The following is a 23,060-nucleotide window of genomic DNA, read 5'->3' as shown; positions in this document are numbered from 1 at the left end:
GGCGGCCGGGGTGCTTGAGCTGGTCCCGTTCCGGGGCGGGCGAGGCGGTGCGCTGACCGCCCCTGGAACGGGCGCAGGCGTCCTGCCGCCTTACACGACGGGCTCGCAGCTGTCTCCCCTGACGGCCTCGGGCAGCTGGACGACGCCCCCGATGTGGCAGCGGAACGTCCACTGCGGCTCCTCGCGGGAGGTCACCAGGAACTCGCCCAGGAACGCGCCCTGCTCGGTCGCGCCGTTGGAGGCGGTGCAGTTGCCTTCACCCAGCACGACGGAACCGTATAGGACCTTGTCGCAGGTGTAGGTGGGGGTGTCGTCGGCTTGGGCGGGGGTCGCGGCAGCCAGGGCGCCGGCTATGGCGGCGGTGGCCAGGGCGAGGGCGGGCAGGCTGGAGAAACGCATGGGTGGGATGTCCTTTCTGGAGTAGCAGGGTCACCACCCGTTATATTACATAGAGTAGCTATTCAACTACATATCGTAGTGGATGGACTGCTGTACCCCCATGTCGCCGCCCGGCGACGACGACCGGGCGGCTCTATCACGCCCCTTTGCTACCGCCGACTCACCAAATGAGTCGCCGTCTGAAAACACTGTGACGCTCGCTCGGGCGGGGCGGGGCCCGTACCACCAGGCGGCCGTCCCCGCCACAGCCGCACCGCCCACGGGGAGGGGATCCGGCTCACCACCCGGCGCAGGGGGTTCAGCGGACTCCGGTGCGTTGCTCGGTACGGGCGGGTCACTCGGCGCGGACGGTTCGGCCGTCTGCGTCGCCTCCGGGACGGGCGGGGCTGACGTCAGGGTCGGCTCCGGCATGGGGGGCGGGTTGCTCGGCTGACCCGTGGGCGCGCTGGGTGACGGCTGGGGCGCGACGGTCTGCGTCGGCGCGGGGGCGGTCGGCTGCGGGGCCGTCGTATGGGCCGGGGACGACGTCGGGGTGGGCTGGGGCGCGTCGGTCGCCGGCGGTTGCGCCGTCACCGGCGCGGCCGGCACGGTGGTCTTCGGCGTGGGAGGCTGCTCGGTCTTCGCCGGGGCGGGCGCCGTCGTCGGGACGGCGCGCGGCGTCACCGCCACCGAGGAGGTCGGGGACGGGGCGACGGCGGTTCGGACGTGCCCGGTCGGGACCGGGGCCGGGGCCGGGGCTGTCGTGGCCGGGACGGCGTGCGGCGTTCCGACCTTCGGCGTTGGCGTGGCCGGGGCGGGGGTTTGCCAGGTCGGCTCCAGATCGAGCGGCGGCCGCGGCATCTCCTCCACCGCGGGCGGCTCAAACGCCAGCACCGGCACCGGGGCGGCGCCCGCGCCCTGCTCCTGCCCGGTGTCCAGCCCCAGGGCCTGGACGATCGGCTTACTGACGGTGTTCTCCACCACGTCCTCGACCACGCTCACAACGGGCGCGCTCGCCGCGCCGACCGTGGCCGCGACCACCGTGGCCGCGGGCGCCGACACCCCCACGGTGGCCTGCACGCCGATGACCGTGCTCGCGACGAACTTGCCCACCGCCGTGGCGACCGGGCCGGACGCCTGCGCGCCCGGCACCGCGGTGCTCGCCGACAGCATGCTCGACAGGCCGGCCCCGCTCAACGGGTCCAGCCCCGTCGGCATCAACGCGCCGTTGCTCATCAGCGCCGTGTGAACGGTCGAGGTGTAGCTCTCGGCGGCCGCGCGGGCGGCGTGGTAGGCGGGCACGGCGGCGGCGGCCGCGCCGAGGAACCAGTGACGCAGCTGCCGGTAGATGATGCTCAGCCGCGCCGAATCCGCGGACCGTGTGGTCGCCTGTTCGGGGACGGCGCCGATGGCGCGGGGTCGGTCACTGGTGGTCAGCCCGGTCCGGGTCCGGAGGAAGGCGTCGCGCTCCCGCCGTTCGGCTTCGGCGTACAGCTCCAGCACCCCGTCCAGGACGGTGCTGGGCATGGTGTGCTGGTAGGCCCAGGTGCGAGATTTGCCGCCGGCGCGGGCACCGATCCGGTCGTAGGGCATGTTCTGCACCTTGGCCATGCGGGTGACGGCCAGGTCCTCCAGCGTCCGGTAGACCGCCATGCGTTTGTTGTGCTCGCGCTCCTCAGCGTCCATCGACGAGCGGATGGACCTCCAGAACGCCAAGCCTTCGTTGCGCTGGGGGTCTTCGGCCAGCAGCCGCTGTGACTCCTCGTACAGGTCGGCGGAGAGCTTCAGAAACAGCCTGCGTGCGTCGGCGTCCAAGTCAGGGTTCAACGGGGGCACTCCAAGAGACGCAGGCTGTGAAGGCCGCCCACCTGCGTGCTGTCAACTGACGGCTTGCAGGCGGGCAGCGCATGGTTTGCTACGGTTTCCGCTCGGGTCGCCGATCTTCGCGGTTTCATAGCAAATTTGTCAACTGAGCCTAACCAGTCGGTGCAAAGTGTGTACTGTGTGGGCTCCACGCATCTAGTGAAAGACGCCTAAATGGGGCGGGCTCGTGAGGAGCGGATAAGAAGTGGCGACCTTGGCCGAGCGACTGGGCGAAGCGCTGCGCGCGAACAAGCTCTCCGCCCGAGGCGTAGAACGAGCGTTGAAGCGTCAAGGCATGACGGTCTCGCATGCCTACATCAGCCAGCTCAAGAAGGGTGAGAAGACCAACCCCACCTTGGAGCTGCTGGAGGCGCTGGCGGCTCTACTCGGTGTGCAAGTCGGCTGGCTCGCCGGCGAAGACCCGCCGGCGCCCCGGCCGCTCACCGAGGAGGAGCGGCGGCAGCAGGAAGCGGTCAAACAGGAACTTACCGAACTGGGCGTGCTGAACATCGCCGAGAGAATGACCGGCCTGTCGCCGCTGTCCATAAGCGCTATCGCGCAGATGGTGGAGGCGATGCGCGCGGCTGAGGCGCTCGACGAAACTCCGTAGCACAAAGCAGTCGGCGGCCCTCAGTAATCTTGCCCGGGCGCACCGGAAAGGTTCCCATTGTGCATTCTTCCCGGCTGCTGGCTGCGTTGGAGCAGGCACCCATCCCCCATCCGTTCACGCTGGGGGAGTTCATGGCCCGGATCCGCGCGGTACGGCAGCGTCCTCTCCACCTCCACGACCTGCCCATCGAAGCGACCAGCGCGGTGTCGGGCCTGTGGTTCGCCACCCGCAAGGCCGACCACCTGTTCGTCGCGCCCGGCGCGTCCGGGGTGTTACGCGTCAACATCGTGCTGCACGAGATCAGCCACATGCTGCTCGATCACGGCCGCGTCGGCGGTGACGCCGAGGAGGTGCTGCGCCGCCTGCTGGGTCCTGTCTCGCCCGGCGGCGGGCCGACCAATGTCGCGGCTCGCAGCCGCTACGACACCATCGAGGAACGCGACGCCGAGAAGTTGGCCACGCTCATCCTGCTTCGCGCCCACACACCGCCGGAAGACGGCGACGAGGGCCTGCGCAAGCTGAGCAGAACATTCGGATACGACTTGGGGAGCTGACGCCGTGAGCGTTGTGGACTGGTTAGCCATGGTCCTGCTGTGGGGGGCATCGATCTCTCGCATCCGGCCCGCCCGGCACTCCCACGAACAGCGGATGCTGTGGGGGGCGTTCACTGGCCTGGCCCTGTCTCGCGTGGTCACCGCGGCGCCGATCGTGGCGTGGATGGACGCCACCACCGGCACCGAGCTGGCCACCCTGCTGCGGCACCTGACCGGTCTTGCGGCGGCGACGTGCCTGCTTGCCTACGTCGAGGCGATCACCCGGCATGGCCGGCCGTCGCGGGCCCGCTGGATCTGGCCGACCGCCCTCGTGGTGATGGGGATCCTGACCGCGATGTTCGTGGCGCGGGGCGGCCGCATCTACTGGATCGACGGTGCCCACGCCCCGTTCCCGACCGCGCCGACCGGCCGCGTCTACCTGGCGGTGTTCGACGCCTGGCTCATGACCTGTCTGACGGCGGCTGGGTGGATGTTCGCCGGGTACGCGCGGGTCGCGCCGCCGCTGCTGCGGCTCGGCCTGGTGCTGTCCACGATCGGCATGGCCGCCGGCGTGATCAACCGGGCGCACGTCATGACGGTCAACCTCGTCACCCTGCTCGACCCGGACACCAGCCTGCGGGAGATCCCGATTCTCGGCCGGGTGACGCTGCTGGCGTGCATCATCGGCATCACGGCCGGCACGTCGATCCCGGCCTGGCGCGCCGGGGCGGCCAGGCTGCGCACCATGGCCGCGCTGCGCGAGTTGCAGCCGCTGTGGGAAGCGCTCACCCGCCAGTACCCGGCCATGGCGCTCACGGTCGAGGGGCCGCTTCAGGCGCGCCTCGTGCGGCGCGTCCTGGAAATCCAGGACGGGATGCTCAACCTCACCTCGGTCACCACGCCGCCCGAGAGCAGCGACCCCGGCACCGTGGCGGCGTGGGTCGCCGAGGCGCTGCAGGACGCCCGCGCCGGCCGCGGGTCCGGGGTTCCGTCCGGGACCGTCCCGGCACCCGCCTTCAGGGACAGCAAGGATCGAGTGGAGAGGGAAACCCAGTGGTTGCGGCAGGTCGCGATGAAGTTCAAGCAGCTCGACGGCCAGCCGGTCGCGTTGCGCGTGCCGTAACCGATGTGTTCGCCCCGATGTGGATCGTGATGGGTCTTCCCCTGGTGGTGGGCGCGGTCACCTCGGGGTGGACCGGGTTCGGGTGGGGTGCGCTCGCGGCCGGCCTGTGCGGCGGTGTCCCCGCCGTGGTCATCTTCGGCGGGGTGCGGCGCGGCTGGTTCGGGGACTGGCACATCGGGGAGCGGTCCCAGCGGCCCAAGCTAGTCGCCGTGATCGTCGCCCTGGTGGTGCTCACCCTGGCCCTGCTGATGGTTCTCGGCGCCCCCGCGGTGATGGTGGCGAGCGTGGCCATCATGCTGGCCACGCTCGCGGTCGTCGGCCCGATCACCCTCCGCTGGAAGATCTCGTTCCACTCGGCGGTCGCGGCCGGCGCGGTGGTGATGCTCACCGCGGTGCTGCCCGCGGCCCCAGTGCTCGTGGCGGGCGCGGTGGCGGTGGCGCTGATCGGCTGGTCGCGGATCGTGCTCGGCGACCACACCGTGCGCCAGGTCCTCGCGGGCGCCGCGGCGGGGGCGGCCGCGACGGCGGCGACGCTCACCGCCCTGCTGTAGGGGCTGAGACGGGTTCGGGCGCCGGGCGTCCGGGCCCGTTGTTCTCGCGTTTCGACCGGAAGGACACCGAGAAAAGACGACTTTCCGGCAGGAAAGCGGGTGAATCGGTCAATACGAGGGTGAAGAAATAGGTCCCCGGCGCGATTTGATCTAAGATGCGGGGAAGCACGGGAAGCCCGCCGTGCCAGGGCGGGCATTCCGTATTAAACCGGCCTCCTGCGGGGAGACGCGGCCGTTAAGTACATGCGAAGACGCTAAATGGATGTTACTCAACGCCGCAGCATGACGCAACACAACGCAACATGCAGTCTCACCGCCGGGGGCCCCTAACGAGAGGAGCCCCATGGCTCAGAACTCGAGGAAGAACCCTGGCGAGTCCAGCGGCGGAGAGGGCAACCGGGACGAGGGCCTCTGGTTCTCCACCAAGGCCCTGAGGGAGATCCGGCTGCTGATCCTGACTGCCCTCTTCCTGATCGCCGCGACGTACCTCATCGCCCACGGGTTCGACCCGTCGCCCCTGACGACCATCCCCCTCAAGCGCTGACCGCGCCGCACCAGTAGTACAACGGTGGGCTCCCCCTCCCGGGGGCCCACCGTGGCCCTCCAGAATATCGACGAGGTCTGAGCCTTCAGGCGGTGGCGGAGATACTGCGCGTCCTGCTGAATGTGCGCTCACGGCCTCACAGGTCACCCCGCGATCGAGACTGCTTTGCCGCCAAGCGCGACGGCGATGCGCTCGGCTTGATCCTGGCCGGTACCGCATGAAACCGTCCACCCATCGCCTTGGGCGATCCAGATGGGGAAGGTCGTCATAGCTGTGATATCCGGTTGATGGTAGAACGCCGCCTCGGCAGCGTAGAGCTCATCGGAGCTTTTGGTGGAAGTCATGATCTTCACCGACCCGGCCCATTCGCCTGACTCCGTGAACAGAGTGCAGGAGCCAGCGGTGATCGTCGGCTTAGGTTCGTCTAACCTAAGCAACTGCAGGTTCACACATTTGATGCCCGCCTCGTTCATCGCATCGACAACCGCGTCCGGATTGGCCAGGGTTCGGCTTGAGGCGACGTCAGTCGTCCCACCGGCGGAGCAGGCGCTGAGGAAAAACCCAGCGAGGAGTGTTCCTATTAGCGCCTGCCGCGGACGGTATATGGTGCAGCGGGGGATCATGATGAGCGTTATACACCCTTGAGCTGATTTGTCATCAGGGTTTCGGAGGTCATGACGGCTACTGCCTCTCCTTATGTCCCTTGATCCACGTCATCTTGTCCACGGTGCCGGTGACGAGTAGCCTCGCCTTGGCCTGGAACTTCTTCGTCGCGCCCGCCGACGCGGGCCCGTACAGGCCATCGACGTCGACGTCGTACCCCAGCTCGTTCAGACGGGTCTGCCACGCCTCGACGTCGGCGCCCTTCATGTACGGCTTGCCCTTGGTGTAGACGAGCGTGCGCGACCAGGCGGCAGGCTTGGCAGGCTTGCCGTCCAGCTCCTCCTGCACCATGGCCAGGAAGCGGTCCCAGGGGAAGCCGGTGCCAGGGTCGGTGTGCGAGCCGGTGCCGGGATACGCCCTGGTGACGTCGACGTGCGCGCAGAAGCCCTTCTTCCCGGCGCGGACCTCGGCCGGGGTGAGGTGCTTGACGGGGATGCCGTACTTCTTCACCCAGGCCGCGGCCACCTTCGCGGCCTGCTTGAGCGTGCCCAGGCTCGCGGCGTCCTGCCACTGGGCGCGGGTCTGCCGGGCGTAGCCGGCCATCTCGATGTGCAGGCCGTCCGCGTTGGCGTTCGGCGCGGCCCACGCGGTGTCGCCGTCGTTGACGCACCGCACCGCGCTGTCGGGGTCGACGCACACGTGGGCGGAGGTCTCCGGCGAGTTGGTGGCGAACCAGCGGGCGACGTTCTCGGCGGTCTCGGGCTTCTCCGGGGCCTCCATGGAGTGCATGACGATCAGCCGGACAGGCCGGAGACGACCCTTGTGGTAGTAGCGGGCCTGGATCTGCTTCATCGCTCCCCCGTAGGCGACTCGTGAGTGGTTCGCCGGGAGGATGCCGGGTTCGGGCGTTAACGTCACCCCGGGGCGGGCCGGGGCCATTCCGGGCATTTCCTGTTACGCATCGAGGCCGCGGCCCGATGCAAAGGCAGTGATCACCCGTCGACGTGATGAGGGACCGTGAGCTGTCGGGACTGTAAGACCTGCACCAAGCCGGCCGTTGCCCGCATGGGGCAGCACATGATGGTCGGGTTCCTGTACCTCACGGTTGTGGGGTTCTTGTTCAAGCGCGGGTTCATGCGGCACTGCCCCAACTGCAAGCACCTGCTGAGGAGGCACCTGCGCCGGGCGGACGGGTCGTTCCGCGACTAGGCCGGGAACGCCGGCGCTTTCCCCGGGGTGAGGTGGCCGGGGCGGACCTGCGCCGTACATGGGAACGGGCACCCAGGCGGGTGCCGGGGTGCCCGTGGGGTGGGGCGGCGGGTCGTCAGGCGTGCCCGCTGGCGGCCGGGGTGGGCTCGTCGAGGTCGGCGAGGAGTTGCGCGGTGTCGTTGAGGGTGCGGACCTGTTCGGCGGTGAGGGCCTGGTGGGGGTCGCCGTAGGTGCCGTACAGCTCGATGGCGATGCGGCTCAGCGTGGCGAGGGCGGCCGGGGTGAAGTGGGTCAGGAACGGGGCGGTGCGGTCCACGAGGGGTGTCCGATCGTGAAGGGCGGTCAGGGGGCGGGGCGGCCGCCCGGGTCGGGCCGGGCGGCCGGAGGGGTCACCAGTCGTCGCTGAACTCTTCGACCACGTGGTCGTCAACGACGCCGATCGTGGCCCTGTCGCCTTCCTCTTCGATGATCTCCAGCTCTCCGGCGAAGGTCCGGCCGGCGCCGTGGGCGGCGATGATCTCCTCCAGTTCCCCGGCGGGGTGGCCGATCTTGTAGCCGAAGGCGACCGCGGGGACGAGACGGTCGGCGACGCCGTTGGTTTCGTCGAGGTGGAAGGCGAGGTTGGCGATGGGGAGGGATGCCCAGGCGGGGCGGTTGGCCGGAAGGTGGTGGCTGGCGGGGTCGATGTCGGCGAGGGGGATCGGCGGGGTGATCGTGATACCGCCCTTGATCGTTGCGTAGATGCTCATCGTGGTCTCCGTTCGGGGATGCCGGGGGTGGGGCCCCGCCCGGGGTGGGCGGGGCCGGAGGCAGGGGTGGGGGTTACGCGACGACCGCGTTGGGGTCGCCGGACTCGATGGCGAGCAGGTGCAGGGCCTTCACTTCGTGCTGGTGGAGGGCCAGGGCGCGGATCACGTTCGGCGGGAAGACCAGCCACGAGGCGGGGGTGTCGGCGGCGCTGACGATCTCGGCGACGTCGGGCACGTGGTCGGCGAACTCGGAGGCGACCAGGCAGTCGCCCCTGCACTCTTCGCCGGGGTCGGCGTCGCATTCGTGGCAGGGGGTGGCGAGGTCGGGGTACGCCTCGGCGTAGCGCTTGCGCGCGGTGTTGAGGATGTGGTTCAGCTTGGCGTCGTCCCCGTAGGCGGGGAGGGTGAGCCAGGCGCGCAGGCAGCGGACGGACACCATGGGGGCCAGGTGGGCGGGGAAGCCTGCGCCGATGGCGACGGCGGTGACGCTGGTGTCGGTCAGGGCGTCGATCCATCCGCGGAGGATGCGCCCGAGGGTGGTGATCTCGGGGAGTCCTTCGGTGGGCAGTCCGGCGGCGGCCGCGGCGATGAGGTAGGCGTCGCGGGCGTCGGCGATGAGGTGGGCCATGGCCGGGTAGCGGGCGGGGACGGCGGGGATGACCTCGGCGCGGGCCTTGTATTCGTTGCCGTGCGTGACGGCGGCGGTGATGCGGGCGAGGGTGGTCATGGTGCCTCCTGGGGCGTAGTGGAACGGGTGGGCGAAGGGGAACCGCTCCTCCTTGCTCACACTTAAAAGTGTAGGGCATGTTTATTGGATGGGCAATGGGTCTGACCTGCGACTTTCAGCCCCCGGCTACCCGTGCAGACAGGTGAAGCGCATCCCGTGGAACCGCGCGAGCCGCCGCGCGCCCGCCCGATGGTTCGCCGACACCCCGATCGGCTCGGGCCGGTGGTCGGTGTACACCGTGACCTGCTTCCCCGCCTCGGGCACGAGGGTGCCGCCCCAGCTCGGCCCGATCACGCGGCCCGCCGCTCGACCTCCTCCCACAGGCACGTCAGGCACGCGCCGTACTGGCTGAGGCCGTTGCTATCCCTAAGACCAGAGTGACTATGTGCTTCCTTGGCCCCTACTTCGTCGCCAGTATCAACTACTTCGTGGAGTACTTCGACAGCATCAAGTACTTCGTCAAGACCGCATTGGCATGCTCACGCCCGGCCCCTCTCCCCACAGAGCACAACGCGCTGATGTGCGGCCCGGCCAAGCGCACACGGCCCGGTTTTCATGCTCGATCAGCGGAAGTTCCATGTTGTTGCCCTTAGTGGCGGTGTTCCATGCCATGACGTGATGTGGCCCAAGGGCCAGCGGACGACACAGGAACGACGCAGAGATGACGCGCAATGACGCCGCTGTGACCTGGCTATGAGGCGAGACAGCCTGAAAACATCGAGGTTCGTGGGGCTTGGGTGACCTCTGCTACTCACCAGGAACCGCCGGGGGGCGCCGCTACTCTTTTCCCAGTACCACAGCAATGCCCGACCCCTTGGCAGAGGGGCCGGGCGGCGCTGCGGTACTGCCGAACCCGGGGGCCCGGCGTGTACCTGCGTAGGTATCCAAGCGCAGTGTATCGACGGGAACTCTCGATCATGAAGAGGCCCGGGTCCGGCAGCGACTTATTTTCGCTTCGAGGCCGAAGGAGGCCGCTGCATGGACAGTCCGAACTGCTTCACGTGGAAAAGGACAACGGAGATCCGGGTCCCGGAGAGCTGGGGCCGGCATCTACGGGTCATCATCATCACGATCGTGATCGTGCTGGGTGCCGCCTGCGGCGTGGACCTCGGCGTTCTGCCGTTCCCGCGTCTGTGACGACGCTGGGCCGGTAGTCGGCAACACATGGGCGGCGGTCGCCTTGGCGGCCGCTGCCCGCTCCAACGCGTGAGGTGATCACATCCGCCGGGTACACCACACCTCATGACCACCCCAACCCCCGAGCCAGGCATGCTCACCTACACCTCCGACGGTGTCATGGCCTGTCCCCTGTGCGGCGGCAACAACACCCACGTCGAACACGCCTACATCAGCGCCCGAAAAGAGGACCATGAACCCAGGGAGATCCACGTCAGCGCCATCACTGGTGAGGTGACCCGTGAAGAGATCATCGCCCCGGCCGGTCCTGCGGTCGGCGAGGGTCGCCGCCAACGCATCGCCCTGACCGGTCACTGCGAGAATTGCACCGGCGAATACGCGATCATCTTCACCCAGCACAAAGGCGAGACCATCCTTGAGACCGTCCCGATCAATGAAGGCCCCATTTACCGCACCGGTCGCACCAGCTGGCGCTGACCCAATACGCGGAGGGCGCTCACTGGGCCTCGTCACCTGACCAGCTGGGGCGTTCACCGGGGCATGCCTGCTGCATCCGCGCCGGCCCCTCCCGCCTGCCTACTGCCAGCCTCAGATTCCGCGTAGCGGACCTAGGGCGGTTCCGGGAGGTGTGGGCCCCCGGCACCGCCGGGGGCCCGTGGGGGCTACTCCTTGTCGTTGGTGAGGGGGTCGGCGGCGTGCCGTCCCCGGGTCCGGCGCATCGCCAGGAACCCGTACGCCAGAGCCAGGACGGTCACGACGGGCATGACGATGCTGCCGATCGCGCCGAACATGCCGGTGTCGGAGGAGTCGGCGACGGGCTGCGCGGCGAGGTCCGTGGCGGGGGTGCTCGCCGGGGCGGGGGCGGACTCGGCGATGCGCGGCTCCTGAGCCACTTCCGGCAGGGCCGGGGCGGTCGGCGCGGGCTGCGGCGGCTGAACGAACGCCTGCGGCTGCGGGGCGTAGACCGGGGCGGGTGCCTGGGCGGGCACGGTGGCCGTGGCCGTGACGGTCGCGGTGGGGCGCGGCTTGGCCGGGGTCGGGGTCGGGGTGGTCTTCGGCTTGGCCGGGGTCGGGGTGACGGTGACGGTCACGGTGGGGGCGGGCGTCGCCGGGGGCGTCGCGGGAGGGGTGGCCGGGGGCGTCGAGTCGGTCGCGGGGGCGGGAGCCGGTGCCGCCGGGGTCGGCGTGGGGGCCGGGGCGGGCGGCACGGTCACGACGATCTCGATCGTGTCGATCTCGGCACCCTTACCGGCCGCCAGGGTGAGGGTGTAGGTGCCCGCCGTGGTGGGGGTGTAGGTGCCGCCAAACGTGGTGGGGGCGCACATGGGGTCGGCGGGGGCGGCGGCGAGGAGTCGGCTGTCGCCGTCCGGGCGGGTGATGGTGAGGCGGGCGTCGCACACGTTGGCGACGTCCGCCGACGCGGTGAGGGGAGCGCCCGCCTTGACGGTGTGGCCGGTGGTGGGGGTGGTGATGGTGCCGCCGGTGCCGGCCTGGGCGGCGGCGGGGGTGAGCAGGGCCGCGAGGGCGGCGACGCCTGCGAGGGCGTAGGCCCGAATGGAGACCATGGAAGGTCCTTCCTGGGTTGGTGTCGGGGCGAACCGCTCGCCCCGTTCACATATAGAATTGTAGGGCATGTTTACATGAAACGCAACCGGCCTCCCGGATGGACAGTTCTGTAAATATGCCCTACACTTTTATGTGTGAGTCCGGGGAGCGGTTCCCCGGCTCAACCCCAGGGAGGACCTATGACCACCACCACCGTCGCCGCGCTCCCCGTCTTCACCCGCGACGCGCTCGCCGACGCCGCGACCCTGCTGGCCGACCGTGGCTGGCTCGCCGCCACCGACGCCACCGACGCCGCCGACCTGGTCGCCGACGCCGTCGCCTCCCGCGAGGTCTACCTCTGCGACGCCTGCGCCGCCCGCATCACCGACTGCCTCACCGGCGGCGAGATCGCCATCTGCGACCACTGCGCCGCCTAGCAGCGGTGTCCGGGCGGGCGGCGCGGTGCCGCCCGCCCGGACACCCCACACAGCCCCAGGAACCTCCTCACAGCCCCCGGAAGGACCGGACGTGACGATCACCCTCCTCGACGCCCCCGCCGCCCCTGCGGCCGCACCGGCCGCCTACATCCCCCACGTCGATCCCGCCTGCCCCGCCTGCGGCGCGACCGGCACCGCGAACGTCGGCGTCCTGGAGGACCTGAACGGCGACGCCTACACCGACTGCTGCGGCGCGAACCCCATCGCGTTCACCTGCCGCATCTACCTGGTGAGCGTCTACCTCTCCGCCGCCGAGGAGTGGCCCGACGCCTGCCCCCACTGCGGCACCTGCCCCGCCTAACCCCCTGCCCCGGGCGGGCCCCCGCACAGGGCCCGCCCCCTCGACCGGAGGACCACCATGCACATCACCGCCCGCCAGTACGACCAGGCCGCCCGGCTCGGCTGGACCGCCGCCCACGCCGACGCCATCGCATGGGCCGCCGCCGGCGACCTCCACCAGGACGCGCGCGGCTTCTACCGCACCGGTGTGCGCGGCGGCCGCGGCCGCGCCATCGCCCGCGCCCGAATCCTGGCCCTCGAAACCGCCGGGTTCCTCACCGTCACCGGCACGGCCGTGATCCTCACCGACGACGGCCGCGACGCGCTCGCCGCGTGGCGCGCCGTCTCCCCCGCCCCGGCCGCCGAGGAGGCCGAGGACCTGGCGCCGCTGTACGGCGGGCGGGAAGCCACGCGCCGCTACCGGGAATGGCACGCCGCCAGCACCCGGTATGAGGCCGAGGTGCGGGCCCGCCTGGAGGCGACGCTCGCCCGCGCCGAGGAGTCGTATGCAGCTGAGGAGGAGCGGCGCGCCGTCCGCGCCGCCGCTGAGGTCTCGCGCCGGTACGCGACCGTGTGGGATGCGATCAACGCGCCCGCCGAGGAGCCCGAGCGTTGGGACGACGGCACGGTGCAGACCATCACCGGCGCGGCCGTCGAGCACGCCGCCCGGTTCGACTCCCCCACCCCGGCCGCCGCCGCGGCCGCGGCCGTCCCGGCACGGCACCGCCGTACCCCGGCCCGCCCGCACCACCCGGCACCGGTGCGCACCGCACGGCACCGCCGCGCGCACCCGGCCGGCCACCCCGGCGGCCGCCCCGTCCGGCGGGCCCGCCGCGCGACCACCCGCACATACCCGACCCGGTAGGAGCCCCCACTATGAAGCACACCGCCCCGCTCCCCGCCGAAGGCAAGCCGATCCCGAACCCGGGCGGCTGCCGCTGGTGCGGCGTCGATAAGTACGCCAGCCCCTCCGGCCTGAACAGCGACCCCTACGACCACGTGAGCCGCTGGGTGCCCGACGTCGGCTGGCATCCCTGGACACAGCCGACCACGGAGCAGATCAAGGCGCGCATGCTCGCCCGGCGGGCCCGCCGCTCGACCCCCTGACCTCGGACACGAAGAAGGGCCCGACCCCCTCCCCCCGGGGGTCGAGCCCTTCCCGCCCGCCTCAGCCGCCAGCTACCACCGCAGCCGCCGCGACCGTCGCCCGTCGAGCGAGACGACCTCGACGCCGTCGTACGGCTCCGGCCGCTCGAGTGACGCCAGGCGGCGTTCCAGGTCTTCCACGCGGGCCCGCAGCTCCACCACCTCACCCCCGCCCGGCCCGTCCGACTCGGCGCGGCCGTCCGGCTCGGCGAGCCAGGGATGCGTCTGGGTGAACCGGCCCACCAGCCCACGCCCCGCCGGATGCCGCCCCGCGCACGCCTCCCGGGAATCCCCCGGCACGTCCCTACTCGCCATCACTCCCCCACCCCCACACCATCACCGCCGGCATCGTTCGCCGCCCGGGCGGCCCGCCGCTCCCGCGCCGCCCGCACCCGAGCGAGAATCCCCTCGACCACATCCGCCTGATGCGACACCTCCACCGGCCCCGCACCCGGCCCGGACAGCTCCACAGCCTTCCGCGGCAACCACTCCTCCGGATCCAGCAGCGCCATCATCTGCAACGCCACCTTGCCGTTCGGCGGCGTCACCTGAGTCTCCTCCGACCCGTCCGGCCGCACCGTCCGCTTGATCTCCACCCCGCCGATCGCATCCTGCATCGCCGCGTTGAACAGGTCCCCCATCACTCGCGTACGCGCGCGCGTAACCCTGTCCGAAAAGTCCGAAAACTCGGGTGGGGCGTCGTCGGCTTCGCCCTGGGCTATCCAGGCATGAGCGGTGGATCGGGTGATGCCGGTGAGGGCTGCGGCGCGGCGGATCGAGTTGCCTTCCTCCAGGGCCTGGACGAAGCGGTCGGCAAGCTCGGGGGTGAGTTTGGTCGGGCGTCCGCGTCCCATCGGGTTCCTCTCCCCTCTGTGTGCGGGTGAACGGGTGAACGAGGTTGGGGGCTACTCGGCGTCGGCCGGGCCGGTGTGGGCGCCGATGGTGTCGATGTAGGCCAGCAGGGAGGTGCGCAGCACGATGACCACTTTGCCGACGCGGCGGCCGGTGAGGGTCTGAGCGGTGACGAGTTCGCGGATGCGGGTCTCCGGCAGGTCGAGGATCGCCGCGGTTTCCGCGACGGTGAGGTCATGGCCCGGGACGCGCCGGCGGAGGGTGTCGAGCAGGGCGGCGCGGTGGCGGCTGCTGTACCAGCGGGTGGAGCCGTAGCCGGTGTGGAAGACCCGCCCCTGGTTCTCCAGGGTGCGCAGAGCGTTGTAGACGCGGCTGGGGGAGGTGTCGGCGGTGATGAGGTCCGCGGCGGTCGCTCCGAGGGGTAGCCCGTCGAGGCGCGCGTGGATCCGGTTGTTGTGGGCGGCGACGTCGGCGGCGGTTCGGCGGCCGCGCTTGGCCGGGGCCGCCGGCTGGGGCTCGACGCCGGGCAGTGGCTCCGCGACCGCGGCAGTGGTGTGGAGGGTGTTGGGGAGCAGGGGGGGCGGCGGCGCTGAGGTTCCGGGCGGCGACGGCGAGGTCAGCCAGGCGGGTGAAATCCGCGGTGGGCACGGTCACGGCGTCAGGGGTGGTCACGGCAGGGTTCTCCTTCACCGGGTGGTGGGGTTGTGCCAGGTGGCTGAAGCGCTGTCGGTCTCGCGGACGGTGACGGATGCTACGTGGAGGTCGCTCCGGCCGGTGGAGTCCCGCAGCCAGGCGTGAGCGTGGTGGGCGAGCAGCTGCGCGATGCCTTCCACGCTGGGCCACGCGACGTCGGGGAAGTCCTGGCCGAAGACGAACAGGCGCTGCCCGCGCTGGGCGAACGCGGCGGCGAGCGGGGACGGCTCCCCGCCCGGGCCGGGGTCGAGCAGGGGGACGAGGTTGTCGCCGGCGCCGAGCATGAGGGCGTGGTCCAGGTGGTCGTCGATCCAGGCGCGCATGTGGGCCTTGAGCGGCGCGAAGTCCAGCAGGATGCCGCTGGGGTCGAGGTAGGGGCCGGCGACAGTGAGAGAGGCCCGCCAAGTGTGGCCGTGGATGCTGGAGCAGCGGCCCGGCAGGTGCGGCAGGGAGTGGCTGGCCTGCCAGGTGTGGTCGAGGGTCGCGGTGAACACGAGGTTGTCCTTCGGCGCGGAGTCGGCGGGGTCAGTGGGGTCGGCGCGGTGGCCGGGCGGAGGTGGCGGCGTGGTGCAGGATGAGGCCGAGGATGAAGAGGCCGAACAGGGTCCAGCACAGGGCCGCGAGGTCGGGCCGGCTGGTGGTGAGGGCGCTCCACAGCAGGGCGGCGGCGGTGGCGAAGCGGATGAGCTGCTCGAACAGGGCTGCGCAGCCTTGCGCCGTGTCGGGCCGGTGGGGTGCGGTCACGCGATCACCCCGGCGGGGGTGGTGTCGAGGACGTCGGCGCGCCCGGGTGCGACGGCGGGGGTGAACCAGGGGCGCGGCTCAGCAGCGCGACCGTGGGGAGTTCGCTCCTGGTCGGCGAGCTCGGCGACCAGGGCGTCATAGATCGGCGTATTCACGCCGTGATGGGTAGCAGGTTCGTTCGTTAACGTCGCGCCGCGTGCTCCCGCCAAAGCCAGGCCCAGACTCATAGTAACTCTGCGCATGAATTTTCCGAGTTGGGATTGCGCCTTTGAGCTGCGCTGATGACTTACTTCAAGTTCAGGGATCGAATGCACATTGAGCCGCGGCCAATTACGCTGGTGCAAGCGTCGTGCAGGCGGCTCTCTGCCTCGGTCGGTACTCCCGCGCGGGATCGACCGGGACGGGCCTCACCGTCGACCCCGAGATTGTTGGGGCCCTGCTACACAGAGAGGAAAGTCCATGCCGCGTAAGCGACGCCGCAAGGCGGCCAACTCCAGAGAGGGATACCTGCTCATTGCACGAGCGGTTCTCATCGTGGTGGACTGGGCGCTGCGCACGATCAGACTTGGCTAGGCAGCGCACCTAGCCAAGTCTGATCCCACCGAAGAGGGGCCCCGATCTTGGTTTGCCGCCGGTCGGGGCCTCTCCTGCGTGCAGAGGCTTCCCCATGGGCCGCATCTGCTCGTCCAGGGTACGGGTAATTCCCGCAGTCTGTACACTGAGTCAGCCAACAGAATACCGTTAAGCCCCTGGTCACAGCCTGATAGTAGGTTGGTAGTATTCAAAAAGACGGTTTGGCCACTAAGTTGCCACTGGATGAATACTGCCGTATCAGCCAACCTTCGCTCTTGATTTCTCTTCCCCGTTCCGGGAGCTTCAGCAGAGCTCTTTCGCGCGGGAAGGCACCTTCATGATCATCATCGGACCTGCTTAACGGCGCTTCTACTTGGCGCGGGGGCGGCCGGCCTTCCTCGGCGGCCGGTGGGCGCACACCGTGCAGTCGCAGGGCTGGTTGATCTGATCGGCCGGGCAGTCGGGGTCCGGGTTGAGGCGCTTGCCGACGCATTCGGCGTGGGCGCCGGTGGCGCAGGCGAAGGACCAGGTTTCGAGGTCTTCGAGGGTGTGCCCGGGCGGCGGGGTAAGGGGTGCGTTCGCGGCGACCATACTTCCCAGGATCGCACGCGGTGACCAATGCATCGCCAGCCGCACACACGTTCGATTACGCACCTCTCCCCCCGGGGCGTTGCTGCTGGTCAGGTGCGCCGTGCAGTACGAAGGCGGCCGTTTCATGTGCGAAGCGGCCGCCTTTACATTGTCGATCCGTACTGTCCTTCTTCCTGCCTGGAACGTCAGGGCTGCCCGGGGGCGGGGTCGAGCGGGTAGACGCGGACGCCGAACCGCAGCACGGTCGTGGTCTGGCCCGCGGGCCGGAGGGACACCGTGATGGCGTCCCCGTCGCGCTTCACTTCGAGGTAGGCGTTCAGCTCTGGGTAGTAGTCGTCGGCGATCAGTTCGTGGACGAGGTCGGCGGCCTGGTCGGTGGTGAAGGTGCTCATGAAGGTCTCCCGGGTGGTGAAGAGGTCGGTTTGGCCGGTCACGCTGTAGCGGCGTCCGGCTGATGTTCGGAGGCGCCCGGGGCGGCGGCGGCCGCGCCGACACTTGCCGCCTTCCCCGAGCAGGAGGGACTTCTTGGCCCAGATGCGGCGGCCGCACCGGCAGCGCGCCCACGGCCGCCGCGACCGGCCGGGTTCCTCCTCGCCGGGGTCGGCCTGGTCGAGCTCGAGGAAGTCGTCAGGGTCGGCGCCGGTCATTGGTCACCGGGGCCGGTCTGGGCGAGCGCCTGGCGGTACTTCTCCCGGTCGTTCACGCGCTCTCCTTCGGTTCAGGCGGGCCGGGGCGGCGGGGTGGTGCGTCCGGGGGGCGGCGGGCCTTGGACTCCGCGCCGCCCCCGGACGGGTCAGAGGTTGGCGAGGTGAGCGGCGATGACCTTGTTGTGCCGGGCGTCAGCGAGGGCGTTGTGCTCACCCTCGGCCTGCGTGGGCATGTCGTCGTCGGTGAGGCCGAGCCGCGCCGCCTCCTGCCGCAGGTCGTTCGTCCACATCGGCACACCGGTCGGCAGGTCGATCATGCGGCCCCAGAGCTGCGCGAGGGCGACGTGGTCGTAGGCGCCGTACCAGGCCCACAGCTCCACGTCCGGGGTGGCGAGGATGAAGTCGCGGACTGCGTTGCGGATCATCCTGCGTGGCATGACGTCGTTACTGGTCATGTCGAGGTTGAAGAACCCCAGGTAGGTGCTGGACGTCGTGATGCGTCCGTGCCCCTTCTGGGTGCGAGTACGGCCGGTGCTCAGCGGGAGGTGCGGCACGACGTTTTCCATCAGCCACTGGTGCCGGCAGATCCAGCTGTGGAGCGGGTCAGTCGCGATGTCCTCGTTCACGGCGTAGAACTCGCGGCCGTCCTCGGCCACCATGCCGATGGAGATGAGGTCGATCGTGCGGCCGTCCTCAAGGAATTCGCAGTCATAGAACAGCTTCAAGGTTCATGCCTTTTGTCAGGGGTGCCCCGTCCGGTGTGTCACCGGGCGGGGCGGGGCAGGGGTCAGCGGCGACGGTGCTCGGGGCAGAAATCTTCCTTGGAGCGGGAGCCCTTGCCGCGGGGCGGCGGGACGTCCCAGCCAGCGCGGCTGGCCTCCTGCCGGGTGAGCTCCGGGTATCTGCGGTCGAACTTGTACCGCGCCTCGAACTCGGCGTTGCAGCCAGTGGCGTCACAACGAACCCGGTGGATCGGCATCTGCTTCTCGTAGGTGCTCATCAGGTGTTCCTGCCGTTCGGGGGTGGCGGGGTCAGGCGGCGGAGGGGTCTGCGTCGTAGACGTTGACCATGACCAGCGAGAGGTGGCGAAAGTGCTCCGCGTCCGCGGCGTGGTCCTCCGGGCACGGGCATTCGCCGGCCACGATGTCGAGCTCGTTGGCCGCGCCGTCGGCCCAGGCCGCGAAGAGGTTGATGGCCTGGGTGGCGGCCTGCTTGCCGATGCGCTCCGTGAGCGCGTCGAGCAGGTTGGGGGTGAACGTTCTGGTCATCGGGTCCTCCGTGGGTCAGGGGGTGTGAGGGGTGGGCTGAGGGGCCCGGCCGGGGCCGGGCCCGGCGGGGTCAGCGCAGGATCTCCTGGAGCATGTCCACGTGCGCGGCGAACACGTGCCCGCCGCGGTACTCCAGGTGCTTGACCAGTACGGCGTAGCTGTCGGCGATGATCCAATCGGCTTCGGCCGCGTCATCGGCTCCGGTGACCTTGGGGAGAGACTCGGTGCCGCCCACCAGTCCGACCAGGACCGGCCACGTCACCATCCACGCCTCGTTCGTGGCGCGGGGGTCGGGCACGGGCCGGACGGGGAGCGGCGTGATGTGGTTCGTGCGGACGCCGCCGGCCGGGGACAGGTCCAGGCCGGTCTCTTCCCGGCACTCCCGGATGGCGCCCTCCACCGGGGTCTCGCCGGGCTCCAGGCAGCCGCCGGGCACCGCCCAGCCGTTGCCGTCGTCGCGGAGGACCATGAGAAGCCAGCGGCGGCCGAAGGCGGCCACGGTCACGATCGTGTCGGCGGCTTGGCGTTCTCCCCAGTGCCACAGTCCTCCCTTGCCCCGGGTGGGCCGGGTGGTGCCGGGGGCGGGCGGGAACGGGTTGTCCGGTCGGCCGTCCACGACCTTGTAGGGGAAGGCGGCCGCGGCCTGGCGGGCGGGCCAGTCGATGACGGAGGGGTCGTCGATGTGTTCGTCTGCGGTGACGTCGAACATGGCAGTCCTTCGGGGGTGGGGGCGGGCGGCGCACCTGGGCGCCGCCCGGCGGAGGGGTGAGGGGTCAGGCGGTGGGCTGCTCGGCGGAGTCGCCGGCGCGCCGGGAGTGCTCGGGGAAGTCGTCGGCGGTGAGCCGCTGGGACAGCAGGTCCCGGATCTCGGTGAGCCAGCCGATGACGTCGGTGACCGTTTCGGGGTCCTCGAACCGTAGTTCCACGGCCATGACGTGCCTGTGGTCGCGGCGCGGTAGGAGGAGCGAGGCGGTGGTGAAGCGCTGCCCGCCCGGGCGGTAGTGGTAGTCGTCGACGTCGGTCGTGTAGGTGGAGACGTAGGGGGTCACTGCGCCGGTGCGGGGCGCGCGGTCGATCGTGATGACGGTGGGGCCGTTCACGGGGCTGCTGGTGGTGGCGTTGACGTGGTTGATGGCCATGGAGGTGTCCGTTCCGTGTGGGGTCCCGCCCCGCCCGGGCCGGGCGGGCGGGGCGGGGCGGGGTTAGGCGGGCTGAGGGGCGGGGTGGGCGGTGTCGCAGAGGTAGGGGGCGGCGCGGTCGGCGAGGGCCTGCACGAGCGGCGTGGAGGCGAGCCAGGTGATCGGGTCGGCGGTCATGACGTCGAGGTCGGTCGCGGCGACCGCGTCGTACGCCTTCGCGGCGGCCATGGTGACGCCGTCCGACTGCCGTTCCAGGAAGGCCAGGGCGTTGCGGGCGTCGCGGGGGCTCATGGCCGCGACGGGAACCAGGGTGCCGTCAGCGTTGACCCAGACCTGGTCCTGCATGAGGCGGGTGTACCAGTCCATGAAGAGGGGTGTCCTTGTCAGGCGAAGGGGCGGATGAGGGCCTGGGCGAGCGGCGTGGTGGTGATCCAGGCGCGCGGGTCGTGAACGGCGCGGGCGGCTTCCAGCAGCGGCGCGGGGGCGGCCGGGGCGGGGGTGAGGACGGCCGGGTGGGCGTCCTGGTCGCGGCGGATGCCGCGGATCAGGTCCTCGACGATGGCGGCGGCGTTGACCTCCAGCCAGCCGAGAGCGGCGCACGTGTCGTAGAAGTCCATGGCGTTGACGGGCCGTTCGCGGCCGTAGGGGTCAACCCAGACGTCGGTCTGGTTGAGGCGGGCCAGCCAGTCCACGGGCCGGATCGGCGCGGGCGGGGTGGCGGCGCGGTGGGCGGGGATGGGCCACAGGACGTGGGCGGCCTGCCCGTCCGTCTCGTCGTGGCCCCATACGCCGTGGTGGTGCTCACCGTACGGGTCGTAGTAGCCGCACTCCATGGCGAAGTCGATGGGGGCGAGCAGGGGGCGGCCGTCCCAGTCGGTGGCGGCGGGGATGACGACCGGCAGGGCGGGGTCGAGGAGTTCGACGCAGCCGAGAGCCCGTGCGAGTTGGGCGACGGTGGGGGCCTTGTCGAGGTCCCGGTGGGTGACGTGGTCAAGAGGGTTGGCGGTGAGGGCGGCGACGGCGGGCCCGTCGCCGGGGTTGCGGGTGAGGCGGCCCATGGGGATGTCGTCGTAGCCGGCGTCGGCGGGCTGGAGGTAGCCGAAGCGGATGGTTGTGGTGAGCGGGTGCGCCCACGATCCGAAGTGGGACGTGACCATCACGGGCAGGCGGGTGAACAGGTAGTGGGCGCTGAGCGCGGTGAGGGTGGCGCGCAGCAGGGCGACGGTGACGATCATGAGGATCGGTTCTCCTGGGACGGGGGCCCCGCCCGGGGTGAGCCGGGCGGGGCGGGCGGTGGTCAGGCGGCGGCGGGGGCGGCGTTCTCGACGTTCGCGGCGACCAGGGCCGAGACGGTGGCGAGGAGGCTCGCGACGGGCCAGGTGTCGGAGAACGTGACCTGGGAGAGGTGGCCGTGCCGGTAGGTGTCGTCGCCGCCGTAGACCGGGCCCCACCCGAAGAGGCGGACGGTCACGTCGCCGGTGTCCTCCCGGACCTCGACCGCGACGCCATCCCGCCGGTAGACGCGGGTGAGGATGGCGTCGTAGCCGCCCAGCTCCTCAGGGTCGTAGCCGTGGTCGGTGAAGCCGAGACCGGCCATCTCGTCAGCGAGGTATCCGGCGAAGGGGCGGAGGAAGCTCATGATCATGCCTTTCCTGGGGCGTTGGAGGGGGTGGAGTGGAGGGAACCGCTCCCCTCACTCACACTTAGAAATGTAGGGGAAATTTATTGATGTGTCTAGTGGGTGGGTGGGTCCGAACCGTGGAACGCCCGCTCCAGCGCGGCGAGCGTGTCGCCGTCCCCGCCCGGCTCGTCCACCAGCAGCGCCAGCACCGCCATGTCTTGCACCGGCAACGCGACGTTGTACTCCCCCACCCGCACGGCGTCCGCCAGCGGCCGCAGCACCACCGTGAACGTCTCCAGCCGCCGCTCCAGCCGGACCAGCTCCCGCGCGGCCGCCGCCCGGCCGACCCGCACCCCAAGGAGGTAGCAGGCCGCGGCCGCGGGCATCGCCAGCGGCATCGCCGCACACGCCCACCGCAGCACCGCCACGATGCTCTCCCCGGCGCTCACGGCCGCTCCCAGTGCGTCAGCAGGTAGTGGCGTCGCCCGGCGGCCAGCGCCGCCTCCCGGTGCGCGGCCGGCTGCCAGGCGCCGCGTAGGAGGCACGGCCGCAGTAGGCACCGCCAGCGCGCCGTCTTCGGCTGCGCGGCGGCGGGTCTGGTGCTCGTCGTCATGGCCGGCACGTGTAGCGCATATGACCGCTTACGTCCTGAGCCGCTGGTCAGCGCGACGTAAGCGGCATTCGTCCCTACTGTGCGCCCGGGTCCCCAACCTGATACGCCCTGTTCGCCGTGCGCGGGCGGGCGGCGAGTGGCTGGGAGGGAACCCCATGGGCTCCGAGAACGTGTTCATCCCGCAGCAGGCGCGGTTGTGGCTCGCCCCGGTCGGCACGGTCGCCCCGGACGGTGTCGCCGTGCCGATGCCGTCCGGCTGGTACGACATCGGCCTGTTCACCCCGGACAGCTACAACTGGAAGACCGACCCGAAGTTCGAGGAGACCCGCGCCCACCAGAGCAATTACGCGGTGAGGCGCTGGCAGACCGAGGACGCGGCCACGATCGAGGTCAATCTCCTGGAGTGGACCCTGGCGTCGTTCCGGGCGGTGTACGGCGGCGGCACCATCGAGAAGGTCACCCCCAGCGGTGGCGGTGCCTTCTACTACAAGTTCACTCCGCCGGCGATCGGGTTCCGCACGGAGACGGCGGCGTGCGTGGAGCTGTCGGACGGTTCGCGGAAGCTGCGCCGCATGGTGCCCCGCTGCGAGCAGGCCGAAGGCGTCGAGCAGTCGTTCGAGAAGACCTCGGCGTCGACGCTGCCGCTGCGTCTGTCGGTACTCGGTGGTGACATCGGCGCCCCGTACTACGACATGATGTCGGGCACCTGGGCGGCGTTCGCGCCGGAGCCGGAGGAGACCCCGTGACCGGCGCCCGTCGCGGCGGCTGAGGTTGCGCTGCGTTACCGACGTACGGGTGAGTCGGGAGCGAGCCGCCGTAGATACG

Annotated in this window: 39 protein-coding genes; 13 read left to right on the top strand and 26 right to left on the bottom strand. The window is 70.6% G+C overall.

Annotated elements, in window-relative coordinates; all coding sequences use genetic code 11:
- Window positions 1-90 precede the first annotated feature (90 nt).
- On the bottom strand, window positions 91-399 hold the full coding sequence (locus HDA43_RS33940) for a hypothetical protein (RefSeq protein ID WP_179829126.1): 309 nt from the start codon (window positions 397-399) through the stop codon (window positions 91-93).
- Between the two features lie 66 nt (window positions 400-465).
- Complete coding sequence (locus tag HDA43_RS33935; RefSeq protein WP_179829124.1) at window positions 466-2,205, bottom strand: hypothetical protein; 1,740 nt, start codon at window positions 2,203-2,205, stop codon at window positions 466-468.
- Window positions 2,206-2,455: 250 nt separating this feature from the next.
- On the opposite strand from HDA43_RS33935, the gene HDA43_RS33930 reads away from it, so the two are divergent.
- The 5 genes from HDA43_RS33930 to HDA43_RS33910 all read left to right on the top strand — a co-directional run bounded on the left by HDA43_RS33930 (window position 2,456) and on the right by HDA43_RS33910 (window position 5,602).
- Complete coding sequence (locus tag HDA43_RS33930; protein WP_179829122.1) at window positions 2,456-2,851, top strand: helix-turn-helix domain-containing protein; 396 nt, start codon at window positions 2,456-2,458, stop codon at window positions 2,849-2,851.
- Window positions 2,852-2,910: 59 nt separating this feature from the next.
- The gene (locus tag HDA43_RS33925) at window positions 2,911-3,405 is read left to right on the top strand and encodes a hypothetical protein (protein WP_179829120.1); all 495 of its coding nucleotides are present in this window, start codon (window positions 2,911-2,913) and stop codon (window positions 3,403-3,405) included.
- Between the two features lie 4 nt (window positions 3,406-3,409).
- On the top strand, window positions 3,410-4,507 hold the full coding sequence (locus tag HDA43_RS33920; RefSeq protein ID WP_179829119.1) for an MAB_1171c family putative transporter: 1,098 nt from the start codon (window positions 3,410-3,412) through the stop codon (window positions 4,505-4,507).
- A gap of 29 nt (window positions 4,508-4,536) precedes the next feature.
- Entirely contained in the window at window positions 4,537-5,058 is a 522-nt protein-coding gene (locus HDA43_RS33915; protein ID WP_246424960.1) for a phosphatase PAP2 family protein, read from the top strand.
- A gap of 343 nt (window positions 5,059-5,401) precedes the next feature.
- The gene (locus HDA43_RS33910; RefSeq protein ID WP_179829117.1) at window positions 5,402-5,602 is read left to right on the top strand and encodes a hypothetical protein; all 201 of its coding nucleotides are present in this window, start codon (window positions 5,402-5,404) and stop codon (window positions 5,600-5,602) included.
- 143 nt (window positions 5,603-5,745) lie between these two features.
- On the opposite strand, the gene HDA43_RS33905 is transcribed toward HDA43_RS33910, so the two are convergent.
- Both HDA43_RS33905 and HDA43_RS33900 read right to left on the bottom strand, forming a co-directional pair.
- Window positions 5,746-6,225: a hypothetical protein gene (locus tag HDA43_RS33905; protein WP_179829115.1), complete on the bottom strand. Its 480-nt coding sequence runs from the start codon at window positions 6,223-6,225 to the stop codon at window positions 5,746-5,748.
- A gap of 58 nt (window positions 6,226-6,283) precedes the next feature.
- The gene (locus HDA43_RS33900) at window positions 6,284-7,057 is read right to left on the bottom strand and encodes a peptidoglycan recognition protein family protein (protein ID WP_179829114.1); all 774 of its coding nucleotides are present in this window, start codon (window positions 7,055-7,057) and stop codon (window positions 6,284-6,286) included.
- A gap of 165 nt (window positions 7,058-7,222) precedes the next feature.
- Here HDA43_RS33900 and HDA43_RS33895 point away from each other — a divergent pair, with 165 nt between their 5' ends.
- Window positions 7,223-7,414: a hypothetical protein gene (locus HDA43_RS33895; protein WP_179828962.1), complete on the top strand. Its 192-nt coding sequence runs from the start codon at window positions 7,223-7,225 to the stop codon at window positions 7,412-7,414.
- 115 nt (window positions 7,415-7,529) lie between these two features.
- Here the strand turns inward: HDA43_RS33895 and HDA43_RS33890 are convergent, their stop codons facing one another.
- The 4 genes from HDA43_RS33890 to HDA43_RS33875 form a co-directional block, all read right to left on the bottom strand.
- Complete coding sequence (locus HDA43_RS33890; protein WP_179829112.1) at window positions 7,530-7,730, bottom strand: hypothetical protein; 201 nt, start codon at window positions 7,728-7,730, stop codon at window positions 7,530-7,532.
- 73 nt (window positions 7,731-7,803) lie between these two features.
- On the bottom strand, window positions 7,804-8,163 hold the full coding sequence (locus HDA43_RS33885) for a hypothetical protein (RefSeq protein WP_179829110.1): 360 nt from the start codon (window positions 8,161-8,163) through the stop codon (window positions 7,804-7,806).
- 73 nt (window positions 8,164-8,236) lie between these two features.
- On the bottom strand, window positions 8,237-8,950 hold the full coding sequence (locus HDA43_RS36210; protein ID WP_179829108.1) for a hypothetical protein: 714 nt from the start codon (window positions 8,948-8,950) through the stop codon (window positions 8,237-8,239).
- A 66-nt stretch (window positions 8,951-9,016) separates the two neighbouring features.
- A complete protein-coding gene (locus tag HDA43_RS33875; protein WP_179829106.1) occupies window positions 9,017-9,184 on the bottom strand; it encodes a hypothetical protein in 168 nt (55 codons plus the stop codon).
- Window positions 9,185-9,868: 684 nt separating this feature from the next.
- Between HDA43_RS33875 and HDA43_RS33870 the strand changes: the two genes are divergently transcribed.
- The gene (locus HDA43_RS33870) at window positions 9,869-10,027 is read left to right on the top strand and encodes a hypothetical protein (protein WP_179829104.1); all 159 of its coding nucleotides are present in this window, start codon (window positions 9,869-9,871) and stop codon (window positions 10,025-10,027) included.
- Window positions 10,028-10,132: 105 nt separating this feature from the next.
- Entirely contained in the window at window positions 10,133-10,504 is a 372-nt protein-coding gene (locus tag HDA43_RS33865; protein ID WP_179829102.1) for a hypothetical protein, read from the top strand.
- 185 nt (window positions 10,505-10,689) lie between these two features.
- On the opposite strand, the gene HDA43_RS33860 is transcribed toward HDA43_RS33865, so the two are convergent.
- On the bottom strand, window positions 10,690-11,592 hold the full coding sequence (locus HDA43_RS33860) for a hypothetical protein (RefSeq protein WP_179829100.1): 903 nt from the start codon (window positions 11,590-11,592) through the stop codon (window positions 10,690-10,692).
- Between the two features lie 180 nt (window positions 11,593-11,772).
- On the opposite strand from HDA43_RS33860, the gene HDA43_RS33855 reads away from it, so the two are divergent.
- The 4 genes from HDA43_RS33855 (at window position 11,773) to HDA43_RS33840 (ending at window position 13,455) form a co-directional block, all read left to right on the top strand.
- Window positions 11,773-12,009 carry a hypothetical protein gene (locus HDA43_RS33855; RefSeq protein WP_179829098.1) on the top strand — a complete coding sequence of 79 codons (237 nt, stop codon included), beginning with the start codon at window positions 11,773-11,775 and terminating at the stop codon, window positions 12,007-12,009.
- A 91-nt stretch (window positions 12,010-12,100) separates the two neighbouring features.
- Complete coding sequence (locus HDA43_RS33850; RefSeq protein WP_179829096.1) at window positions 12,101-12,370, top strand: hypothetical protein; 270 nt, start codon at window positions 12,101-12,103, stop codon at window positions 12,368-12,370.
- 57 nt (window positions 12,371-12,427) lie between these two features.
- Window positions 12,428-13,213: a hypothetical protein gene (locus HDA43_RS33845; protein WP_179829094.1), complete on the top strand. Its 786-nt coding sequence runs from the start codon at window positions 12,428-12,430 to the stop codon at window positions 13,211-13,213.
- Between the two features lie 11 nt (window positions 13,214-13,224).
- On the top strand, window positions 13,225-13,455 hold the full coding sequence (locus tag HDA43_RS33840) for a hypothetical protein (protein WP_179829092.1): 231 nt from the start codon (window positions 13,225-13,227) through the stop codon (window positions 13,453-13,455).
- A gap of 72 nt (window positions 13,456-13,527) precedes the next feature.
- On the opposite strand, the gene HDA43_RS33835 is transcribed toward HDA43_RS33840, so the two are convergent.
- From HDA43_RS33835 to HDA43_RS33755, 17 genes are all read right to left on the bottom strand, one after another.
- Window positions 13,528-13,809, bottom strand: coding sequence for a hypothetical protein (locus HDA43_RS33835; protein WP_179829090.1), 282 nt, complete (start codon window positions 13,807-13,809; stop codon window positions 13,528-13,530).
- Window positions 13,809-14,348, bottom strand: a complete 540-nt coding sequence (locus tag HDA43_RS33830; RefSeq protein WP_179829088.1) for a helix-turn-helix domain-containing protein — start codon at window positions 14,346-14,348, stop codon at window positions 13,809-13,811. Before HDA43_RS33830 ends, HDA43_RS33835 begins: the two co-directional genes overlap by 1 nt.
- 684 nt (window positions 14,349-15,032) lie before the next feature.
- Window positions 15,033-15,533, bottom strand: coding sequence for a 6-pyruvoyl trahydropterin synthase family protein (locus HDA43_RS33825; RefSeq protein WP_179829086.1), 501 nt, complete (start codon window positions 15,531-15,533; stop codon window positions 15,033-15,035).
- A gap of 31 nt (window positions 15,534-15,564) precedes the next feature.
- Entirely contained in the window at window positions 15,565-15,783 is a 219-nt protein-coding gene (locus tag HDA43_RS33820; protein WP_179829084.1) for a hypothetical protein, read from the bottom strand.
- On the bottom strand, window positions 15,780-15,938 hold the full coding sequence (locus HDA43_RS33815; protein WP_179829082.1) for a hypothetical protein: 159 nt from the start codon (window positions 15,936-15,938) through the stop codon (window positions 15,780-15,782). The genes HDA43_RS33820 and HDA43_RS33815 overlap by 4 nt, the downstream gene beginning before the upstream one ends.
- Before the next feature lie 787 nt (window positions 15,939-16,725).
- Complete coding sequence (locus HDA43_RS33810; protein WP_179829080.1) at window positions 16,726-16,947, bottom strand: hypothetical protein; 222 nt, start codon at window positions 16,945-16,947, stop codon at window positions 16,726-16,728.
- A gap of 185 nt (window positions 16,948-17,132) precedes the next feature.
- Complete coding sequence (locus HDA43_RS33805) at window positions 17,133-17,594, bottom strand: hypothetical protein (protein ID WP_179829078.1); 462 nt, start codon at window positions 17,592-17,594, stop codon at window positions 17,133-17,135.
- A gap of 146 nt (window positions 17,595-17,740) precedes the next feature.
- Window positions 17,741-18,319 carry a 3'-5' exoribonuclease domain-containing protein gene (locus HDA43_RS33800; protein WP_179829076.1) on the bottom strand — a complete coding sequence of 193 codons (579 nt, stop codon included), beginning with the start codon at window positions 18,317-18,319 and terminating at the stop codon, window positions 17,741-17,743.
- A gap of 62 nt (window positions 18,320-18,381) precedes the next feature.
- Entirely contained in the window at window positions 18,382-18,594 is a 213-nt protein-coding gene (locus HDA43_RS33795) for a hypothetical protein (protein ID WP_179829073.1), read from the bottom strand.
- Window positions 18,595-18,625: 31 nt separating this feature from the next.
- Window positions 18,626-18,862, bottom strand: a complete 237-nt coding sequence (locus HDA43_RS33790) for a hypothetical protein (protein WP_179829071.1) — start codon at window positions 18,860-18,862, stop codon at window positions 18,626-18,628.
- Window positions 18,863-18,932: 70 nt separating this feature from the next.
- A complete protein-coding gene (locus HDA43_RS33785; RefSeq protein WP_179829069.1) occupies window positions 18,933-19,571 on the bottom strand; it encodes an NUDIX domain-containing protein in 639 nt (212 codons plus the stop codon).
- Between the two features lie 64 nt (window positions 19,572-19,635).
- Window positions 19,636-20,001 carry a hypothetical protein gene (locus tag HDA43_RS33780; RefSeq protein WP_179829067.1) on the bottom strand — a complete coding sequence of 122 codons (366 nt, stop codon included), beginning with the start codon at window positions 19,999-20,001 and terminating at the stop codon, window positions 19,636-19,638.
- 63 nt (window positions 20,002-20,064) lie between these two features.
- Window positions 20,065-20,367: a hypothetical protein gene (locus HDA43_RS33775; protein WP_179829065.1), complete on the bottom strand. Its 303-nt coding sequence runs from the start codon at window positions 20,365-20,367 to the stop codon at window positions 20,065-20,067.
- 17 nt (window positions 20,368-20,384) lie between these two features.
- Window positions 20,385-21,236 (bottom strand): hypothetical protein, encoded by an 852-nt coding sequence (locus HDA43_RS33770; RefSeq protein ID WP_179829063.1) that lies wholly within the window; start codon window positions 21,234-21,236, stop codon window positions 20,385-20,387.
- Window positions 21,237-21,298: 62 nt separating this feature from the next.
- On the bottom strand, window positions 21,299-21,640 hold the full coding sequence (locus tag HDA43_RS33765; protein WP_179829060.1) for a hypothetical protein: 342 nt from the start codon (window positions 21,638-21,640) through the stop codon (window positions 21,299-21,301).
- A gap of 95 nt (window positions 21,641-21,735) precedes the next feature.
- On the bottom strand, window positions 21,736-22,071 hold the full coding sequence (locus HDA43_RS33760; protein ID WP_179829058.1) for a hypothetical protein: 336 nt from the start codon (window positions 22,069-22,071) through the stop codon (window positions 21,736-21,738).
- Window positions 22,068-22,235 carry a hypothetical protein gene (locus HDA43_RS33755; RefSeq protein ID WP_179829056.1) on the bottom strand — a complete coding sequence of 56 codons (168 nt, stop codon included), beginning with the start codon at window positions 22,233-22,235 and terminating at the stop codon, window positions 22,068-22,070. Before HDA43_RS33755 ends, HDA43_RS33760 begins: the two co-directional genes overlap by 4 nt.
- 155 nt (window positions 22,236-22,390) lie before the next feature.
- Between HDA43_RS33755 and HDA43_RS33750 the strand changes: the two genes are divergently transcribed.
- Window positions 22,391-22,981 (top strand): phage tail tube protein, encoded by a 591-nt coding sequence (locus HDA43_RS33750; protein ID WP_179829054.1) that lies wholly within the window; start codon window positions 22,391-22,393, stop codon window positions 22,979-22,981.
- The last annotated feature ends 79 nt before the right edge of the window (window positions 22,982-23,060 follow it).

This window comes from Streptosporangium sandarakinum, from assembly GCF_013409935.1.
GTDB classification, from domain to species: Bacteria; Actinomycetota; Actinomycetes; order Streptosporangiales; family Streptosporangiaceae; genus Streptosporangium; species Streptosporangium nondiastaticum.
The sequence above is the reverse complement of the archived record's forward strand: the minus strand, read 5'-3'. Positions and strand labels throughout refer to the sequence as shown.

Coding starts and splice junctions, on each gene's coding strand:
- HDA43_RS33940 (WP_179829126.1), bottom strand. CDS start 399: ATGCGTTTCTCCAGCCTGCCCGCCCTCGCCCTGGCCACCGCCGCCATA.
- HDA43_RS33915 (WP_246424960.1), top strand. CDS start 4,537: ATGGGTCTTCCCCTGGTGGTGGGCGCGGTCACCTCGGGGTGGACCGGG.
- HDA43_RS33910 (WP_179829117.1), top strand. CDS start 5,402: ATGGCTCAGAACTCGAGGAAGAACCCTGGCGAGTCCAGCGGCGGAGAG.
- HDA43_RS33905 (WP_179829115.1), bottom strand. CDS start 6,225: ATGATCCCCCGCTGCACCATATACCGTCCGCGGCAGGCGCTAATAGGA.
- HDA43_RS33900 (WP_179829114.1), bottom strand. CDS start 7,057: ATGAAGCAGATCCAGGCCCGCTACTACCACAAGGGTCGTCTCCGGCCT.
- HDA43_RS33885 (WP_179829110.1), bottom strand. CDS start 8,163: ATGAGCATCTACGCAACGATCAAGGGCGGTATCACGATCACCCCGCCG.
- HDA43_RS33870 (WP_179829104.1), top strand. CDS start 9,869: ATGGACAGTCCGAACTGCTTCACGTGGAAAAGGACAACGGAGATCCGG.
- HDA43_RS33865 (WP_179829102.1), top strand. CDS start 10,133: ATGACCACCCCAACCCCCGAGCCAGGCATGCTCACCTACACCTCCGAC.
- HDA43_RS33860 (WP_179829100.1), bottom strand. CDS start 11,592: ATGGTCTCCATTCGGGCCTACGCCCTCGCAGGCGTCGCCGCCCTCGCG.
- HDA43_RS33855 (WP_179829098.1), top strand. CDS start 11,773: ATGACCACCACCACCGTCGCCGCGCTCCCCGTCTTCACCCGCGACGCG.
- HDA43_RS33845 (WP_179829094.1), top strand. CDS start 12,428: ATGCACATCACCGCCCGCCAGTACGACCAGGCCGCCCGGCTCGGCTGG.
- HDA43_RS33840 (WP_179829092.1), top strand. CDS start 13,225: ATGAAGCACACCGCCCCGCTCCCCGCCGAAGGCAAGCCGATCCCGAAC.
- HDA43_RS33835 (WP_179829090.1), bottom strand. CDS start 13,809: ATGGCGAGTAGGGACGTGCCGGGGGATTCCCGGGAGGCGTGCGCGGGG.
- HDA43_RS33830 (WP_179829088.1), bottom strand. CDS start 14,348: ATGGGACGCGGACGCCCGACCAAACTCACCCCCGAGCTTGCCGACCGC.
- HDA43_RS33810 (WP_179829080.1), bottom strand. CDS start 16,947: ATGGTCGCCGCGAACGCACCCCTTACCCCGCCGCCCGGGCACACCCTC.
- HDA43_RS33805 (WP_179829078.1), bottom strand. CDS start 17,594: ATGACCGGCGCCGACCCTGACGACTTCCTCGAGCTCGACCAGGCCGAC.
- HDA43_RS33795 (WP_179829073.1), bottom strand. CDS start 18,594: ATGAGCACCTACGAGAAGCAGATGCCGATCCACCGGGTTCGTTGTGAC.
- HDA43_RS33790 (WP_179829071.1), bottom strand. CDS start 18,862: ATGACCAGAACGTTCACCCCCAACCTGCTCGACGCGCTCACGGAGCGC.
- HDA43_RS33785 (WP_179829069.1), bottom strand. CDS start 19,571: ATGTTCGACGTCACCGCAGACGAACACATCGACGACCCCTCCGTCATC.
- HDA43_RS33780 (WP_179829067.1), bottom strand. CDS start 20,001: ATGGCCATCAACCACGTCAACGCCACCACCAGCAGCCCCGTGAACGGC.
- HDA43_RS33775 (WP_179829065.1), bottom strand. CDS start 20,367: ATGGACTGGTACACCCGCCTCATGCAGGACCAGGTCTGGGTCAACGCT.
- HDA43_RS33770 (WP_179829063.1), bottom strand. CDS start 21,236: ATGATCGTCACCGTCGCCCTGCTGCGCGCCACCCTCACCGCGCTCAGC.
- HDA43_RS33765 (WP_179829060.1), bottom strand. CDS start 21,640: ATGAGCTTCCTCCGCCCCTTCGCCGGATACCTCGCTGACGAGATGGCC.
- HDA43_RS33755 (WP_179829056.1), bottom strand. CDS start 22,235: ATGACGACGAGCACCAGACCCGCCGCCGCGCAGCCGAAGACGGCGCGC.
- HDA43_RS33750 (WP_179829054.1), top strand. CDS start 22,391: ATGGGCTCCGAGAACGTGTTCATCCCGCAGCAGGCGCGGTTGTGGCTC.